The organism is Acidovorax sp. DW039 (assembly GCF_037101375.1).
GTDB lineage: Bacteria > Pseudomonadota > Gammaproteobacteria > Burkholderiales > Burkholderiaceae_C > Acidovorax.
Genome location: NZ_AP029019.1, coordinates 2,368,808 through 2,385,309 on the forward strand (window position 1 = coordinate 2,368,808; position 16,502 = coordinate 2,385,309).

General features: G+C 63.3%; 14 protein-coding genes. 11 read left to right on the plus strand and 3 right to left on the minus strand.

The genetic code is table 11. The features are described 5' to 3' along the window. Positions 1–11: 11 nt before the first annotated feature. From AACH87_RS10505 to AACH87_RS10530, 6 genes are all read left to right on the plus strand, one after another. Positions 12–599 carry an alpha/beta hydrolase gene (locus tag AACH87_RS10505; protein ID WP_338798760.1) on the plus strand — a complete coding sequence of 196 codons (588 nt, stop codon included), beginning with the start codon at positions 12–14 and terminating at the stop codon, positions 597–599. A gap of 249 nt (positions 600–848) precedes the next feature. Beyond that, positions 849–1,856, plus strand: a complete 1,008-nt coding sequence (locus AACH87_RS10510) for a sulfate ABC transporter substrate-binding protein (protein ID WP_338798761.1) — start codon at positions 849–851, stop codon at positions 1,854–1,856. 27 nt (positions 1,857–1,883) lie between these two features. Continuing rightward, positions 1,884–2,753, plus strand: a complete 870-nt coding sequence (gene cysT / locus AACH87_RS10515; RefSeq protein WP_338798762.1) for a sulfate ABC transporter permease subunit CysT — start codon at positions 1,884–1,886, stop codon at positions 2,751–2,753. Then, positions 2,750–3,655, plus strand: a complete 906-nt coding sequence (cysW, locus tag AACH87_RS10520; RefSeq protein WP_338798763.1) for a sulfate ABC transporter permease subunit CysW — start codon at positions 2,750–2,752, stop codon at positions 3,653–3,655. Before cysT ends, cysW begins: the two co-directional genes overlap by 4 nt. A gap of 25 nt (positions 3,656–3,680) precedes the next feature. After that, entirely contained in the window at positions 3,681–4,805 is a 1,125-nt protein-coding gene (locus tag AACH87_RS10525; RefSeq protein WP_338798764.1) for a sulfate ABC transporter ATP-binding protein, read from the plus strand. Positions 4,806–4,904: 99 nt separating this feature from the next. After that, the gene (locus AACH87_RS10530; RefSeq protein ID WP_338798765.1) at positions 4,905–5,435 is read left to right on the plus strand and encodes a disulfide bond formation protein B; all 531 of its coding nucleotides are present in this window, start codon (positions 4,905–4,907) and stop codon (positions 5,433–5,435) included. A 127-nt stretch (positions 5,436–5,562) separates the two neighbouring features. Here the strand turns inward: AACH87_RS10530 and AACH87_RS10535 are convergent, their stop codons facing one another. Together AACH87_RS10535 and AACH87_RS10540 are read right to left on the minus strand one after the other, a co-directional pair. Beyond that, positions 5,563–6,228, minus strand: a complete 666-nt coding sequence (locus tag AACH87_RS10535) for a glutathione S-transferase (protein ID WP_338798767.1) — start codon at positions 6,226–6,228, stop codon at positions 5,563–5,565. Next, positions 6,225–7,217: a rhodanese-related sulfurtransferase gene (locus AACH87_RS10540; RefSeq protein ID WP_338798768.1), complete on the minus strand. Its 993-nt coding sequence runs from the start codon at positions 7,215–7,217 to the stop codon at positions 6,225–6,227. Before AACH87_RS10540 ends, AACH87_RS10535 begins: the two co-directional genes overlap by 4 nt. Before the next feature lie 152 nt (positions 7,218–7,369). Here AACH87_RS10540 and AACH87_RS10545 point away from each other — a divergent pair, with 152 nt between their 5' ends. Continuing rightward, positions 7,370–8,974 (plus strand): HD domain-containing phosphohydrolase, encoded by a 1,605-nt coding sequence (locus AACH87_RS10545; RefSeq protein ID WP_338798923.1) that lies wholly within the window; start codon positions 7,370–7,372, stop codon positions 8,972–8,974. Between the two features lie 85 nt (positions 8,975–9,059). On the opposite strand, the gene AACH87_RS10550 is transcribed toward AACH87_RS10545, so the two are convergent. After that, positions 9,060–9,734 carry a TetR/AcrR family transcriptional regulator gene (locus AACH87_RS10550; RefSeq protein WP_338798769.1) on the minus strand — a complete coding sequence of 225 codons (675 nt, stop codon included), beginning with the start codon at positions 9,732–9,734 and terminating at the stop codon, positions 9,060–9,062. 156 nt (positions 9,735–9,890) lie between these two features. Between AACH87_RS10550 and AACH87_RS10555 the strand changes: the two genes are divergently transcribed. The 4 genes from AACH87_RS10555 to AACH87_RS10570 are packed head-to-tail and all read left to right on the plus strand — an operon-like array spanning position 9,891 to position 16,410. Next, positions 9,891–11,147: an efflux RND transporter periplasmic adaptor subunit gene (locus tag AACH87_RS10555; protein ID WP_338798770.1), complete on the plus strand. Its 1,257-nt coding sequence runs from the start codon at positions 9,891–9,893 to the stop codon at positions 11,145–11,147. A 21-nt stretch (positions 11,148–11,168) separates the two neighbouring features. Next, positions 11,169–14,330 carry an efflux RND transporter permease subunit gene (locus AACH87_RS10560; RefSeq protein ID WP_338798771.1) on the plus strand — a complete coding sequence of 1,054 codons (3,162 nt, stop codon included), beginning with the start codon at positions 11,169–11,171 and terminating at the stop codon, positions 14,328–14,330. A gap of 7 nt (positions 14,331–14,337) precedes the next feature. Then, the gene (adeC, locus tag AACH87_RS10565; protein WP_338798772.1) at positions 14,338–15,768 is read left to right on the plus strand and encodes an AdeC/AdeK/OprM family multidrug efflux complex outer membrane factor; all 1,431 of its coding nucleotides are present in this window, start codon (positions 14,338–14,340) and stop codon (positions 15,766–15,768) included. A gap of 15 nt (positions 15,769–15,783) precedes the next feature. Next, positions 15,784–16,410: a TetR family transcriptional regulator gene (locus AACH87_RS10570; RefSeq protein WP_338798773.1), complete on the plus strand. Its 627-nt coding sequence runs from the start codon at positions 15,784–15,786 to the stop codon at positions 16,408–16,410. Positions 16,411–16,502: the final 92 nt, after the last annotated feature.

Below are 16,502 nucleotides of genomic sequence, written 5' to 3' on the forward strand. Positions count from 1 at the left end.
CAAGTGACGCCGTGACATCTACCTCCATCATCATCGTGCCGGGCTGGCGGGATTCTGGCCCCGGCCACTGGCAATCGATCTGGGCTGAGCGCCTGCCCAACGCCTGCCGCGTGGTGCAGGACGACTGGATCACTCCTACCCGCGCGGCCTGGGTGGCACAGCTGGAAAAGACTGTTCTGGCGCAGCCGCACCCGGTGGTCATCGTCGCCCACAGCCTGGGTTGCATTGCGACGACCCACATGGGCGAGGAAGCCGTTGCGCGCGTCAAGGGGGCCTTGCTGGTCGCTCCCGCAGACCCGGAGCGCAGGGCTGTGCTCAGTGACTTTGCTCCGGTGCCTTATGCGCCCCTACCGTACCGCAGCATTCTGGTGGCCAGCAGCAACGATCCATACTGCCCGATTCGCCTGGCGGGTGCCTATGCAAGGGCCTGGGGCAGTGAATTTGTGCGCATGCAAAACGCGGGGCACATCAACATTGAATCCGGACACGGTGAATGGCCTTTGGGCGTTGCCCTGCTGCAATCTCTCACGCAGGAGGGGGGCGGGGCTTTCGCGGTGGGGCAGATGGCAGAGCATCCGCAAAGCGCTTTGCAGGATTGATGCTATTGAAAACATAGCTGCTTGCGCTGATCCAGATTGCGCTAGAGCCATATTTCATGGAAAACCTGCTTCGGTTTGTTGGGCGGGTGTGCTCTCTGCGCGCGCTGCGCAAGGGCGGTCTGCTTCCGATGAATGCAGCGTACATTTTCTATATTCTCACAGTCGATTAATTAACAAGAATATATTCTTTTGAGTTTTAAAGCGCTGGTGCTCACAATCGGGCATATCCAGCTATTTGGGCGACGCGACATGACTTCTTTGAAACTCAAGACTCTTCTGGCTTCCTTGGCTCTGACTGTCAGCGGCATCGCATGCGCGCAGAACACGCTGCTCAACGTGTCGTACGACGTTGCTCGTGAGTTCTACAAGGACTACAACGCCGCGTTTATTGCGCACTACAAGAAAACGACCGGGCAGGATGTGAAGGTGGACCAATCCCATGCGGGATCCAGCGCCCAGGCCCGCGCCGTGAATGACGGCCTGGCCGCAGATGTGGTCACCATGAACACCACCACCGACGTGCAGTTCCTGGCTGACAACGGCGTGGTCGCAAAGGACTGGAACAAGAAGTTTCCCAACGACGCGTCCCCCACCACGTCGACCATGTTGTTCCTGGTGCGTAACGGCAACCCCAAGAACATCAAGGACTGGGAAGACCTCATCAAACCCGGCGTGCAAGTGATTGTGGTGAACCCCAAGACGGGCGGTAACGGCCGTTACGCCTATCTGGCGGCGTGGGGTGCCATCCGCGAAAAAGGCGGAACCGAGGCGCAGGCTGCCGAGTTTGTGGGCAAGCTCTACAAGAACGTGCCCGTGCTGGCCAAGGGCGGGCGCGATGCGACGGCCACCTTCCTGCAGCGCAACCAGGGCGATGTGCTGATCACGTTTGAATCAGAGGTCGTTTCCATCGACCGCGAATTTGGTGCCGGCAAGGTCGATGCCGTGTACCCCTCCGTCAGCGTGGTGGCTGAGAACCCCGTTGCCGTGGTGGAGCGCACTGTTGCCAAGAAGGGCACTGCCCAATTGGCCAAAGCCTACCTGGACTACCTGTACTCGGAAGAGGCTCAGGAAATTGCTGCCAAGCATGCCATCCGCCCCCGCTCGGAAGCCGTGCTCAAGAAGTACGCCGCCACCTTCAAGCCCATCAAGCAGTTCACGGTGGCCAAGTACTTTGGCTCGTTGACGGAAGCCCAGAAGGTGCACTTCAACGACGGTGGTCAGTTCGACAAGCTCTACACCCCCGGCAGCGCCAAGTAAGGCCCCGGCTACTTTCAGGCTCATCCCATGACCACTGCGACTGCTGTGGCCACGGCCCCAGCAGGCAGGCGCGCGTCCAAGCGCGTGCTGCCTGGCTTCGGGCTCTCGCTTGGCTACACCCTTTTCTATCTCAGCATCATCGTGCTGATTCCACTGTCGGCGCTGATCTTCAAGACAGCAACGCTGACCTGGGAACAGTTCTGGGCGGCCATCAGCGCGCCCCGGGTGCTGGCCTCGTACCGGCTGACCTTTGGCGCATCTTTTCTGGCGGCGCTGGTGAACCTGTTTTTTGGCCTGCTGATTGCTTGGGTGCTGGTGCGCTACAAGTTTCCCGGCAAGAAGATCGTGGACGCCCTGGTCGATCTGCCTTTTGCGTTACCTACCGCGGTGGCTGGTATCTCTCTGACGGCGCTGTTGGCGGGCAATGGCTGGGTGGGCAGCATTCTGGAGCCCATGGGCATTCAGCTGGCCTTCAAGCCTGCCGGGGTGGTGATTGCACTGATCTTCATCGGCTTGCCCTTTGTGGTGCGCACGGTGCAACCCGTGCTGGAAGACGCGGAGAAAGAGCTGGAAGAAGCCGCCACCTGCCTCGGTGCCACGCGCTGGCAGACTTTTACCAAAGTGATCCTGCCGTCCATCACGCCCGCGCTGCTCACAGGCTTTGCCATGGCGTTTGCTCGCGCGGTGGGCGAATACGGCTCGGTCATCTTCATCGCAGGCAACATGCCCATGGTTTCTGAAATCACGCCGCTCATCATCATTGGCAAGCTGGAGCAGTACGACTATGCCGGTGCTACCGCCGTGGCCGTCGTCATGCTGGTGATCTCGTTCATCCTGCTGCTCGTCATTAACGCGCTGCAGGCCTGGCAGCGCCGCAACGCAGGAGCGCCCGCATGAGCGCCGTGAACACCCGTACCGTGCGCCGCGCCCAGGCTGGCACCACCGAAGCACCCTGGGTGCGCTATACGCTGATCACCATTGCACTGGCGTTCATGCTGCTGTTTCTGGTGCTGCCCTTGGCCGCAGTGTTTGCAGAGGCCCTGCGCAAGGGCTTCGGTGCCTACCTGGAAGGCCTGCGCGAGCCTGATGCGTGGTCCGCCATCAAGCTCACTTTGCTGACGGCACTGATTGCCGTGCCGCTGAACCTGGTGTTTGGCGTGGCGGCGGCCTGGTGCATTGCCAAGTACGAGTTCAGGGGCAAGGCGTTCTTGACCACGCTGGTGGATTTGCCGTTTTCCGTTTCTCCGGTGGTGGCAGGCCTGATCTATGTGCTGATGTTTGGCGCGCAGGGCTGGTTTGGCCCCTGGCTGCAGTCGCACGACATCAAGATCATCTTTGCCGTGCCCGGCATTGTGCTGGCCACCGTGTTCGTCACCTTTCCCTTCATTGCCCGTGAGCTGATCCCGCTGATGCAGGCGCAGGGCAATGATGAGGAGCAGGCGGCCATCGTGCTGGGCGCTACGGGCTGGCAGACGTTCTGGTACGTCACCTTGCCCAACATCAAATGGGGCCTGCTGTATGGCGTGATTCTGTGCAACGCCCGTGCCATGGGCGAGTTTGGCGCGGTCTCGGTCGTGTCGGGCCACATCCGTGGGCAGACCAACACCATTCCGCTGCACGTCGAAATTCTCTACAACGAATACCAGTCTGTGGCTGCATTTGCAGCGGCGTCCCTGCTGGCCTTGCTGGCCCTGGTCACGCTGGTCATCAAGACCATTGCAGAACACCGCAATGAACAGGCTCTGAAGGCCGCCAGCGACCTGCCGCCCGAGCGCCCCGCAGACGCAGCGGCCCGCTGAACGGCCCGTCAAAGGAAGAAACACCATGAGCATTGAAATTCGCAACGTCAGCAAGCAGTTTGGCGATTTCCAGGCCCTGCGGGATGTCAGCCTCAATATCGCATCGGGTGAGCTGATTGCCCTGCTGGGCCCTTCGGGCTGCGGCAAGACGACCTTGCTGCGCATCATTGCGGGGCTGGAGACGGCCGACGTGGGAACCATCCATTTCAGTGGCGAAGACACCACGGATGTGCATGTGCGAGACCGCAATGTGGGCTTTGTGTTCCAGCACTACGCGCTGTTCCGCCACATGACGGTGTTCGAGAACGTTGCCTTCGGCCTGCGCGTCAAGCCCCGCGGCGAGCGGCCCAGCGAGGCACAGATCAAGCAGAAGGTGACCGACCTGCTCAAGCTGGTGCAGCTCGATTGGCTGGCAGATCGCTACCCATCGCAGCTCTCGGGCGGCCAGCGCCAGCGCATTGCGCTGGCCCGTGCCCTGGCGGTGGAGCCCAAGGTGTTGCTGCTGGATGAGCCGTTTGGTGCGCTTGATGCCAAGGTGCGCAAGGAACTGCGCCGGTGGCTGCGCCGCCTGCATGACGAGCTGCACGTGACCAGCATCTTTGTGACCCACGACCAGGAAGAGGCGCTGGAAGTCGCCGATCGCGTGGTCGTCATCAACCAGGGGCGCATTGAGCAAAGCGGCTCGCCCCAGCAGGTGTGGGACCAGCCCGCCAGCCCGTTTGTGTACGGCTTCCTGGGTGACGTGAACCTGTTCCATGGGCGGGCCCACGAAGGCCTGGTGCACCTGCAGGGGATGCAGATCGACTCGCCAGAGCACCAGAGCGCGCAAAACGCCAAAGCCTTTGCCTATGTGCGCCCGCATGACCTGGATGTGGAGCGCTACGCACCCGGTGCAGGGCTGGATGCTGCAGGCCGCCCACGCGGTATCGTGGCCCAGCTCAGCCGTGCGATTGTGGTGGGGCCGATTGCGCGACTGGAACTTATTCCCAGCGACGATCACAAACCAGCGGACAATGCGGGCTCTGAGGCCCTGATTGAGGCGCAGATCCCGGCCCAGCAATTCCGGGAGCAGGGTTTCAAGGAAGGGGAAACTCTGGTGGTGACGCCTCGCCGAGCTCGCGTTTTTCTGGACCATGCCGCAGGCATCTGACGCCTGCAGCCATTCTTGACCTTTCTGGACGGGAGTGGCTGCCAGAGTCTCTGCGGCAGCTACGACGACTAGGACAACTAGACAACTAGGACAAGAATGATGGTATTGAACTGGATCGATCAAGCCCCACGCCGTGTGCTGGCGCTCATCAGCGTTGCCTGCGTGGCCATGCTGGCCTTTGGCATGTATCTGCAGCATGTGGTGGGGCTGGAGCCATGCCCCATGTGCATCGTGCAGCGGTATGCTCTTATTTTGGTAGCTGTCTGCGCAGGTCTGGCAAGCGCCAGAGGCTCAAAAGGCTGGTGGATGTGTTGGGGTGTGCTGGCGCTGGTGGCTTCTGGCTTTGGTGCCTTTGTGGCCGCGCGCCAAAGCTGGCTGCAGTGGTACCCCCCCGAGATCGCCACCTGTGGCCGTGACTTCTACGGCATGATCGAGAACTACCCCATCAGCCGCGCCATCCCCATGATCTTCCGTGGCTCGGGCGACTGCACCGCCATTGACTGGACGTTTCTGGGCGGCTCCATTGCCAACTGGTCGTTCATCTGCTTTGTGGGCTTTGGGCTGGTGCTTCTGGCACTGCTGGTGCGTGGGCTCAAAGGCAGCCAGCCCGCACGGTTCTCTGCTGCCTGAAGCAGCGGGTTGTTGTCAGTCCCGTGACGAAAAAGGCGCTCTGATGAGCGCCTTTTGTTTTTCTTTGGTTTTTCCGTTGCGGGCGTTGAAGTCTGCAGAACAGGAACTGATGGGCTCGGTGATGCGGTCAAGAGGGCGCGTGCGTCGGCGGAAACTCCACCCCCGCTGTTCCTTCTTCCCATGGCGGGAACTTGTCCATCACGCTGGCGAGAAGTGCGCTGCCTTGAAACTGTTCCAGCCACGCTTGCAGATGGGGCCACGGCTGTGCGGCCCATGCCTCTGCGTCAATGCCTGCGTACTGCCGAACAAATGGCGCAATCGCCATGTCTGCCAGGCTCGCATGGTGGCCAAACAGGTAGGGCGTTGTGGCTAGGCCGTCGTTCAGTTGGCCAAGCCAGGCCGTGGCTGCCGTGCGCTCTGCCTCCACATCGGCACCGGGGTAACGGCTGGGGTACTTGCATCGGTCCAGCGCGTGTTTGAAAGGGCCATCGCATTGCGCTACCAGGGCCAGCATGTCGGCCACGGTGCCCCGGCTGGGCTGGAGCCACCGCTCGGGGTCATGGAGGGCCAGGGCCCAGTGCATGATGTCCAGGCTTTGTTCTAGCACCTGGCCGCTGGGCAGTACCAGCACAGGCACCGTGCCCTTGGGGGACGCTTGTAGCAACGCCTGGGGCTTGTTGCGCAGCACCACCTCGCGCAGTTCGCACGCTTGGCCGCTCACGGCCAGCGCCAGGCGTGCGCGCATGGCGTAAGGGCAGCGGCGAAAAGAGTAGAGGATGGGCAGGGCGGTCATGGGGCTTCGTCCTGCTCGGAGTAAGGTGTTGTCACAGGTGCCGTGCTACCGGGCTGGCGGGCGCCGATATGTTCCTGGCCCCGCTGTGCGGCCAGCTGCATTTGCCGCTCGCGTTCAGCCAGGGCACGTTCTTGCTCTGGGGTGCGGGTGCCGTGGCAGTAAGGGCAGCTTACGCCGCGTACGTAGTGGGGGTGCGCCAATTCGGCCTCTCCCAAGGGCATGCGGCACGACCGGCACAGCTGGTAGCTCCCCTGGGTCAGCCCGTGGCCTACCGAGACGCGCTCGTCAAAGACAAAGCATTCACCCCGCCAGCGGCTGTCTTCTTCGGGCACGGTTTCCAGGTACTTGAGGATGCCGCCCTCCAGGTGGTACACCTCGTCAAAGCCCTGTGATTTGAGCAGGGCGGTGGATTTTTCGCAGCGTATGCCACCGGTGCAGAACATGGCCACCTTGGGCTTACCTTCCAGCACGCCGCCGGGTTGCGATTGCTGCGCCACCCAGGCCGGAAACTCCGCAAAGCTGCGGGTGTGCGGGTTGATGGCCCGCTCAAAAGTGCCTATGCCCACTTCGTAGTCGTTGCGTGTGTCGATCACGACCACACTCGGGTCGGTGATCAGCGCATTCCAGTCCTGCGGCTTGACGTACTGGCCCGCATTGCGCGCCGGGTTCAGGCCCGGCACCCCGAGGGTGACGATCTCTTTCTTGAGCCGCACTCGCATGCGATAGAACGGCATGTGGTCTGTCGCGGCCTCTTTGTGTTGCAGGGCCGCAAAGCGGCTGTCGCTGCGCAGCCAGTCCAGCACCGCTTGGACGCCCGCAGGGGTTCCGGCAATGGTGCCGTTGATGCCCTCATGCGCCAAAAGCAGCATGCCGCGCACCCCATGGGCGTCGCACTGCGCCTGCAGCGGCGCGCGCAGGTCTGCAAAGTCCGGCAGATCAACGAACTGGTAGAGCGCTGCAGTCAGAAAGCGGGGAGGGGAGAAGGACATCTTGTGGCAGAGGGCCTGAGAGATGAAAAAAGGCCGGGAAAGGACGGGGATGATAGCGGCCACATTTCGTTACGATGGCGTGGTTTGCGATTGCCCCACGCGCCTCCCCACCATTACAGACCATGAGCTCGCAGCCCCCAGGCCCCCACACCATGGGCCATGCCCCGTCAACCCTGCTGCAGCGTCGGCTGGAGCAGCTCAACCGCATTGGTGCCGATCTTTCGCGCGAGCAGGACATTGACCGTTTGCTCGAAAGCATTCTGGAGGCCGCCCGCGCTCTGGTCGGGGCCGATGGCTCCACCCTCTACACCGTGACGGAAGACGGTCATGCGCTGCGGTTTGCCATGCTGCGCACGCATTCGCTGGGGCTGCGGCTGGGTGGCACCACAGGCAATGCAATTGATTTTCCGCTGCTGCCGTTGCGCCGGCCGGATGGAGCGCCCAACGACACCCTGGTGGCCGCGTTTGCGGCCATTCACCAGCGTACGGTGAACATTGCGGACGCCTATTGCCAGCAGAGTTTTGATTTTTCTGGCACCCGTGCGTTTGATGAGCGCATGGGCTACCGCTCGCAGTCCTTCCTGGCGGTGCCCATGAAGAACCACGAGGGCGAGCTGATCGGGGTGCTGCAGCTCATCAACGCGCTGGACCCTGAGACGGGCGAAGTGCTGGCGTTTTCTGCGGACGACCAGAGCCTGGCGGAGTCGCTGGCCTCGCAGGCGGCGATTGCCTTGAGCAACCGCTTGCTGATCACGCAGCTGGAGCGGCTGTTCGAGTCCTTCGTCAACCTCATCAACGTGGCCATTGATGAAAAGTCGCCCTACACCGGTGGACACTGCCAGCGGGTGCCTGCGCTGACGATGATGCTGGCCGAGGCAGCACATGCCGCGCAGCACGGGCCGCTGGCAGATTTCCGCATGACCGACCGGGACCGCTACGAACTCAAGATGGCGGGGCTGCTGCACGACTGCGGAAAAATCACCACGCCCGTGCATGTGGTGGACAAGGCCACCAAGCTGCAGACGCTGTATGACCGCATCGGGCTGATCGATACCCGCACCGAGGTTCTCAAACGCGATGCAGAACTGGCCGCCTTGCGTCAGCAGCTTGCCTTGCGCCCCGTGGTGGACGCTGCGGCCGAGCAAAAAGTGCAAGACGCCCTGCAGCAAGAACTGGCCAGCCTGGACGGTGACCGCGAGTTTCTGCGCCGCTGCAACGTGGGTGCGGAGGCTATGGCGGCACAAGACCAGCAGCGCGTGCGCGACATTGCCCAGCAGCGCCAGTGGCGCAGCCCGGCCGGGGTGCAGACCAGCTTTCTGACCGCCGACGAGGTGGAGAACCTGACCATCCGCTCGGGCACGCTGACGCAGGCAGAGCGTGACGTGATCAACCACCACATCGTGGCCACCAACCGCATGCTGGAGACGCTGCCCTGGCCCCGGCACCTGAGCCATGTGCCCGAGTACGCCGGAGGCCATCACGAGCGCATGGACGGCAAAGGCTACCCGCGGGGGCTGACGCGCGAGCAGATGTCATGGCAGGCCCGCATGATGGGCATTGCCGATGTGTTCGAGGCACTCACCGCTGCAGACCGCCCCTACAAAAGCGGCATGACCTTGTCGCAGGCCCTGGCCATCATGCGCCGCATGTGCGACAACGGCCATATCGACCCCGACCTCTTTGACGTGTTCGTGCAGCAGGGGGTGCATCTGCGCTATGCGCAGGAGTTTCTGGACCCCGCGCAGTGCGATCTTTGAATTGCTATGAATTCAATAGCTGCTTGCGCTTGATCAATAAGCGCTAGAGGCCATTTTGGCTTGAGGCTTCCGGGCTCTGCAGCGCTCAGGCTGACTCATCGCCCTGCTCAGACACCGCTGTTGTATCGGTAGGCTCCTGCGGTGCAGTGCGCTGCAACTCGTAGGCCCGGGCAAAGGTGTCCACCGCGCGGTGGGCGCGTGCATGGATTTCGGCTTTGGTCAGCGGGGGCGGGTTGCGGTAGTACCAGCGCGGCTGGATTTCTGCCTGCATCAAGGCGATGAACTGTTGCGCCGCCAGCACCGTGTCGGCCTTGCGCATGCTGCCTTGGTCCATCACGCGGCCAAAAAATGCGGCCAGGTCCGTGGTGCCGCATTTCGGGCCTGCTTCGTAGAACAGCTCGCCCATGTTGGAGTTTCCCGCTTCGGCCAGCACCATGCGGTGCGTGGCCATGATCTGCTCACTGCACATGAATACCGCCAGGGTCTCTGCAAACCTGCACAGCACCTCGTAGACGCCTGCACTGATGTCATGCGCGGCCAGCGCGTCGAAGGCTGGGCGCACATGCTGCTCCCCGGCAGCTTTTGTCACCGCCTGGAAAAGTGCTTCCTTGGAAGGGTAGTAGCCGTAGATCGTGGACTTGGAGCCGCCAATGCGGCGAACGATCTCGGCCATGGAGGCGCGCTCAAAACCGAATTCAAGGAACACCTGGGACGCGACTTCCAGGATGGCCTCGCGCCGTGCTTCCGTCCGAACCTTCATCGTGTCTCCTTAACTGTACTGATGAGTCTATTTTTGCTTGACAAGTTGAATGTGTCAATTTGATAATCGTCAATACCGTACCGTTCGGTACATTTAATTGGTATTTTCAACCTGTCAGCACATCCAACCGGGGTGTGTGGCAAAGGAGCTTTGTTCATGCGCCTGCATACTGTTTTTCTCCGGCCTGCAGCCTCACTGGCGGCCGTTTCTGCCCTCGTCCTGGCCGCCTGCGGCGAAGCTCCCAAGCCCCCTGCCACGGGCGGGCAGGGCACGCCACAAGTCAGCGTGGTCACGGTGCAACCCCAAAAGCTGGCCTTGACCACCGAGCTGCCCGGCCGCGTAGCCCCTGCACTCATTGCCGAAGTGCGCCCCCAGATCACTGGCCTGGTGCTGCAGCGCCGCTTCAAGGAAGGCAGCGATGTCAAGGCGGGCGACCTGCTGTACCAGATTGACCCCGCCACCTACCGCGCCAACGTGGACAGCGCCCAGGCTACCCTGGCAAAAGCCGAGGCCAACCTGGTCACGGTGCGCCTGAAGGCGGGTCGCTACAAGGAGCTGGCCGCCATCAAGGCTGTGAGCCAGCAGGATGCGGATGACGCTGCAGCATCGCTGCAGCAGGCCGAAGCCGAGGTCAGCTCCGCCCGCGCGGCGCTGCAAACCCAGCGCATCAACCTGGACTACACCCGCATCACCTCGCCCATCAGCGGGCGCATTGGCCGCTCCACCGTCACCCCCGGTGCACTGGTCACGGCCAACCAGGCCAGTGCCATGGCCACCGTGCAGCAGCTCGATCCGATCTATGTGGATGTCACGCAGTCCACAACCACGCTGCTGGCACTCAAGCGTTCCATGGACGCTGGCAAGCTCAAGGGCGGCACCGCCAAGGTGCGTCTGGTGCTCGAAGACGGCAGCGTGTATGCCCAGCCCGGCAAGCTGCAGTTCTCTGACGTGACCGTGGACCAGACCACAGGTGCCGTCACCCTGCGTGCCGAGTTCCCCAACCCCCGTGCAGACCTGCTGCCTGGCATGTATGCCCGTGCTGTGCTGGAGGAAGGTGTGCTGGAGCAGGCCCTGCTGGTGCCCCAGCCTGCGGTAGCGCGTGACAGCACCGGCAAGCCTTACGTCTACGTGGTGGGCGAGGGCGGCAAGCTGGAGCAGCGCATGCTGACCACCGACCGCATGGTGGGCGACCAGTGGCTGGTGAGCGGTGGCCTCAAGGCGGGTGAAGTGGTGGCTGTGGAAGGCCAGCAAAAGGCCCGCCCCGGTCAGCCCGTGCAGACCCAGCCCTACGCACCCGCCACCGCACAGAAGGGCGAGAGCAGCGCCGCGGTGCAAAAGACGGCTGATGCAGCGCCTGCCAAGGCCCAGAACTCCGTTGCTGCTGCCCCTGCGGCTGGCACCGGCACCCATTGAGCATCCCACCGAGAGATTCCCATGGCCCGTTTTTTCATAGACCGCCCCATCTTCGCGTGGGTGCTATCCATCATCACCATGCTGGCCGGTGTGATGGCAGTGCTGACACTGCCCATCGCCCAGTACCCCAGCATTGCCCCGCCCGCCATTGCCATCTCGGCTTCGTACCCCGGCGCATCGTCCAAGACGCTGGAAGACACCGTAACCCAGGTCATCGAGCAGAAGATGAAGGGGCTGGACCGGCTGTCGTACATCTCGTCCACCAGCGAGTCGTCGGGCAGCGTGACCATCACCCTCACGTTCGAGACCGGTACCAACCCCGACACCGCCCAGGTGCAGGTGCAGAACAAGCTGGCCCTGGCCACGCCCCTGCTGCCGCAAGAAGTGCAGCAACAGGGCGTGCAGGTCACCAAGTCGGCCAACAACTTCCTGAACGTGCTGGCGTTCGTTTCGGAAGACGGCAAGCTCAACGGCTCTGACCTGTCCGACTACGTGGCCGCCAACGTGCAAGACCCGATCAGCCGCGTGGAAGGCGTGGGCGACACGACCCTGTTCGGGTCGCAGTACGCCATGCGCATCTGGATGGACCCTGGCAAGCTGAACAGCTACAACCTCACACCGCTGGACGTGAAGGCAGCCATTCAGGCCCAGAACGCACAGGTGTCTGCAGGCCAGATCGGTGGCTTGCCCTCGGTGCCCGAGCAGCAGCTCAACGCCACCATCACTGCGCAAACCCGCCTGAAGACAGCCGAGGAGTTTGCCGAGATTCTGCTGCGCACCCAGACCAACGGCGCTGCCGTGCGCCTGAAGGACGTTGCCCGCATTGAACTGGGTGGCGAGAGCTATGCCACCGTGGCGCGCTACAACGGCATGCCCGCAGCCGGTCTGGCCATCAAGCTGGCCACCGGTGCCAATGCCCTCAACACCGTCAAGGGGGTGGATGCCAAGCTGGCCGAACTGAGCAAGTTCTTCCCGCCCGGCATGAAGGTCATCAAGCCCTATGACACGACGCCCTTCGTGCGCATCTCCATCCAGGAAGTGGTCAAGACCCTGGTGGAAGCCGTGGTGCTGGTGTTTGTGGTGATGTACCTGTTCCTGCAGAACTTCCGCGCCACGCTGATTCCCACCATCGCCGTGCCCGTGGTGTTGCTGGGCACGTTTGGGGTGCTGGCCGCATTCGGCTATTCGCTCAACACGCTGACCATGCTGGCCATGGTGCTGGCCATCGGGTTGCTGGTGGACGATGCCATTGTGGTGGTCGAGAACGTGGAGCGGGTGATGAGCGAAGAAGGGCTCTCACCGCTGGAGGCCACGCGCAAGTCCATGGGGCAGATCACCGGCGCGCTGGTGGGTGTGGCCCTGGTGCTGGCGGCCGTGTTCGTGCCCATGGCCTTCTTCGGTGGCTCCACAGGCGTCATCTACCGCCAGTTCACGGTGACCATCGTGTCGGCCATGACGCTGTCGGTGCTGGTGGCGATGATCCTGACGCCTGCGCTGTGCGCCACGCTGCTCAAGCCCGTGCCCAAGGGCCACGGCCTGGCCACCAAGGGTTTCTTTGGTGCCTTCAACCGCGCGTTTGACCGCAGCAACCGCGGCTACCAGGGCGTGGTCAAGAGCATCCTGAATCGCGGCGGACGCTGGATGGTGGGCTACGCCGTGCTGGTGGTGGCCGTGGGCTTTGTGTTCACCAAGATTCCCGCAGGCTTCCTGCCCGAGGAAGACCAGGGCACGCTGTTTGCCCTGGTGCAGTTGCCCCCCGGCTCGCCCCAGAAGAACACTGAAAAGGTGCTGGAGCAAGTACAGAAGCACTTTCTGGAAGACCAGAAGGACGCCGTAGACGCCATCTTCACCGTGGCAGGCTTCAGCTTTGCGGGTAGCGGGCAGAACGCGGGCTTTGCCTTCGTCAAGCTCAAGCCCTGGGACGAGCGCCCCGGTGCCGCCCTGAAGGCGCAGAACGTGGCCAACAAGGCCATGGGTGCCCTGTCGCAGATCCGCAATGCCTCGGTGTTTGCGTTTGCGCCTCCTGCCGTGTCTGAGCTGGGCAACGCCAGCGGCTTTGACCTGATGCTGCAAGACCGTGCCAACCTGGGCCATGAGGCCCTGATGGCGGCGCGCAACCAGTTGCTGGGCGCGCTGATGAAGGAGCCCGGCCTGGTGGCGGTGCGCCCCAACGGCATGGAAGACGCGCCCCAGTTCCGTCTGGACATTGACGAACACAAGGCAGGCGCGCTGGGCCTGTCGATGAGCGACATCAACAACACCCTGTCGGCCGCGTGGGGCAGCAGCTATGTCAACGACTTCATCGACAAGGGTCGCGTGAAGAAGGTGTTTTTGCAGGCGGATGCACCGCACCGCATGGCACCGGAAGACATCCACAAGTGGTACGTGCGCAATAGCAGCGGCACCATGGTTCCGTTCAGCGCCTTCTCCACCTTCAGCTGGACCATGGGCTCGCCGCGCCTGGAGCGCTACAACGGTGTGCCTTCGGTCGAGATCATGGGGATGGCCTTGCCGGGGGCCATGTCCAGCGGTCAGGCACTGGATCTGGTGGAGCGCCATGCGTCTGAGCTGCCTGCGGGCATCGGCTTTGAATGGACAGGCGTCTCGCGCCAGGAGCGTGAGGCCGGTGGTCGTGCAACGCTGCTGTATGCCGTGTCCCTCCTGGTGGTGTTCCTGTGTCTGGCAGCGTTGTATGAGAGCTGGTCGATTCCGTTCTCGGTGCTGCTGGTGGTGCCGCTGGGGGTGCTGGGCACGCTGGTGGGTGCGATCCTGACCTGGAAGATGAACGACGTGTACTTCCAGGTGGGCTTGCTCACCACGGTGGGGCTTGCGTCCAAGAACGCGATCCTGATTGTGGAATTTGCCAAGGAGCTGTACGCCCAGGGACATTCGCTGGTGGATTCCGCCATCACTGCGGCCCGCATGCGGCTGCGCCCCATCCTGATGACGTCGCTCGCCTTCATCCTGGGGGTGCTGCCCCTGATGCTGAGCAAGGGCGCGGGTGCCGGTGCGCAAAACGCGCTGGGCACGGCCGTGGTGGGTGGCATGGTGTCGGGCACGGTGCTGGCCATCTTCATGGTGCCGCTGTTCTTCGTGATTGTTCAAAAGCTGTTTGGGCGCAAGAAGCCAGAGGCTGGCCATGCCATGCCCGCAGCCACGCCCGCTTTGTCGGAGGGCCATTGAAATGCAAATGCCTCGTTTCCTGAATCTGTCCTTGCTGGCTGCCGCGCTTGCGCTGGCGGGGTGCGCCAATCTGGCTCCCACCTACGAGCGGCCCGCCGCTCCGGTGCCTGCGTCTTATCCAGGTGCTTCTGCCGATCAGGCTGCCACTGGCTCGGCCAGTGCGGCCGCTGCCGCCGATATCGACTGGCGCAGCTTTTTTGCAGACGCCAAGCTGCGCAACCTGATTGAGCTGGCCCTGGCCAACAACCGCGATCTGCGTGTGGCGGTGCTCAACATCGAGCAGGCCCGGGCGCAATACCGCGTGCAGGACGCGCAGACGCTGCCCACCGTCAACGCGGCAGGTAGCGGAACGGCGGCCCGCACCCCGGCCAGCCTTTCGGGCGCAGGCCGTGCCGTGACGAGCCACCAATACAGCGCCAACCTGGGCGTGAGCGCCTATGAGCTGGACCTGTTTGGCCGCGTGCGCAACCTGAGCAACCAGGCGCTGGAGCAGTACCTGGCCACCGAGCAGGCCCGCCGCAGCACGCAGATCAGTCTGGTGGCGGAGGTGACCTCGGCCTATCTGAACTGGGCTGCGGATGTGGAGCGTCTCGCCATCGCACAGGAAACCCTGCGCACCCAGAACGAGAGCTACCAGCTCACGCAAAGGCGCTACGAGGTGGGGGCGACTTCGGCCCTGACGCTGCGCCAACTGCAGACCAGCGTGGAGAGCGCCCGTGTGGACGTGGCCCGCTATACCGGCCAGATTGCGCAAGACCGCAATGCGCTGGCACTGCTGCTGGGCACCCCGGTGCCTGATGCGCTGGCACCCGATGCCATGGGCGATGCGCTGAACGCCTTGCCCGAGCTGCCAGCGGGCATGCCGTCAGACCTGCTGCTGCGCAGGCCCGACCTGCTCCAGTCCGAGCACCAGCTCAAGGCCGCCACGGCCAACATCGGCGTGGCCCGGGCTGCGTTCTATCCGCGCATCAGCCTCACGGCAACGGCAGGGGCCAGCAGCAACGAGCTTTCCAGCCTGTTCAAGGCCGGAGCGGGCAGCTGGAGCTTCATCCCCCAGATCAGCCTGCCGATTTTTGATGGCGGTGCCAACCAGGCCAACCTCGACAGTGCCAAGGCTGCCCAGGGTATTGCGCTGGCGCAGTATGAAAAGGCCATCCAGACCGCTTTCCGCGAAGTGGCCGATGCGCTGGCACAGCGCAGCGCAGTGGGCGACCAGCTAGAGGCGCAGACGGCGCTGGTGCAGGCCAGTGGCGAGGCGTTCCAGCTCTCGCAAGCGCGCTTTGACCGCGGTGTGGACAGCTACCTGGATGTGCTGGATGCCCAGCGCTCGTGGTACAGCGCCCGTCAATCCCTCATCAGCACCCGGCTGTCCCGGCTGACCAATGGCGTCACCCTGTACAAGGCGCTGGGCGGCGGCTGGACGGACGGACAGTCCTGAAACCGGGGGCAAGCCATGGTGCGTAGAACAAGACAGGAAGCCCTGCAAACCCGGCAGAGCATTCTGGACGGTGCGCTGGAGGTGTTCATGGAGCAGGGCTTCCAGCGTTGCTCCATGCAGGATGTGGCCGACCGCGCAGGGGTGACGCGAGGGGCGGTGTACTGGCACTTCCGCGATCGCTTTGATCTGCTGGAGGCCCTGCTGGACACCACCCAGCTCCCGTGGGAAGTGCTCAAACCCTGGGAGCGAGCGCCTTCGGTAGCTACGCCAGCCATGCCCCTGCGGCACATGCTGGCACGCATGGCCACGGCACCGCTGGCGTGGCTGGAGGGGTCTCAGCCCACGCAGCAGGTGCTGCGCATCCTGGGGCAGGTCAGCGAGCCGGAAGGCACAGCCCCGCTGGTGGCCCGGCTGGATGCCGACCGGAGCGCCGGTTTGCAATGCCTGCAGAGTGCACTGGCGCAGGGCGCTGCCAAGGGTGACCTGCGTTCAGGCGCTGACCCCGCCACTGCGGCGCTGGGCCTGTTCGCCCTGGTGGATGGTCTGATGCACCAGTGGCTGCGGCAGCCCGCGGCCTTCGGCCTGGCTGCGGTGGGCACGCAGGCAGTGCAGTCGCACCTGGCGGGGCTGCTCGCTGCCTGAGCGGTAGCGTGCCTTCCTCTTTTTGCTATCAATAAGAGAGCTGCTTGCGCTTTATGCATGAGCGCTAGCGGCTCTTTTTGTTTGTAACTCTC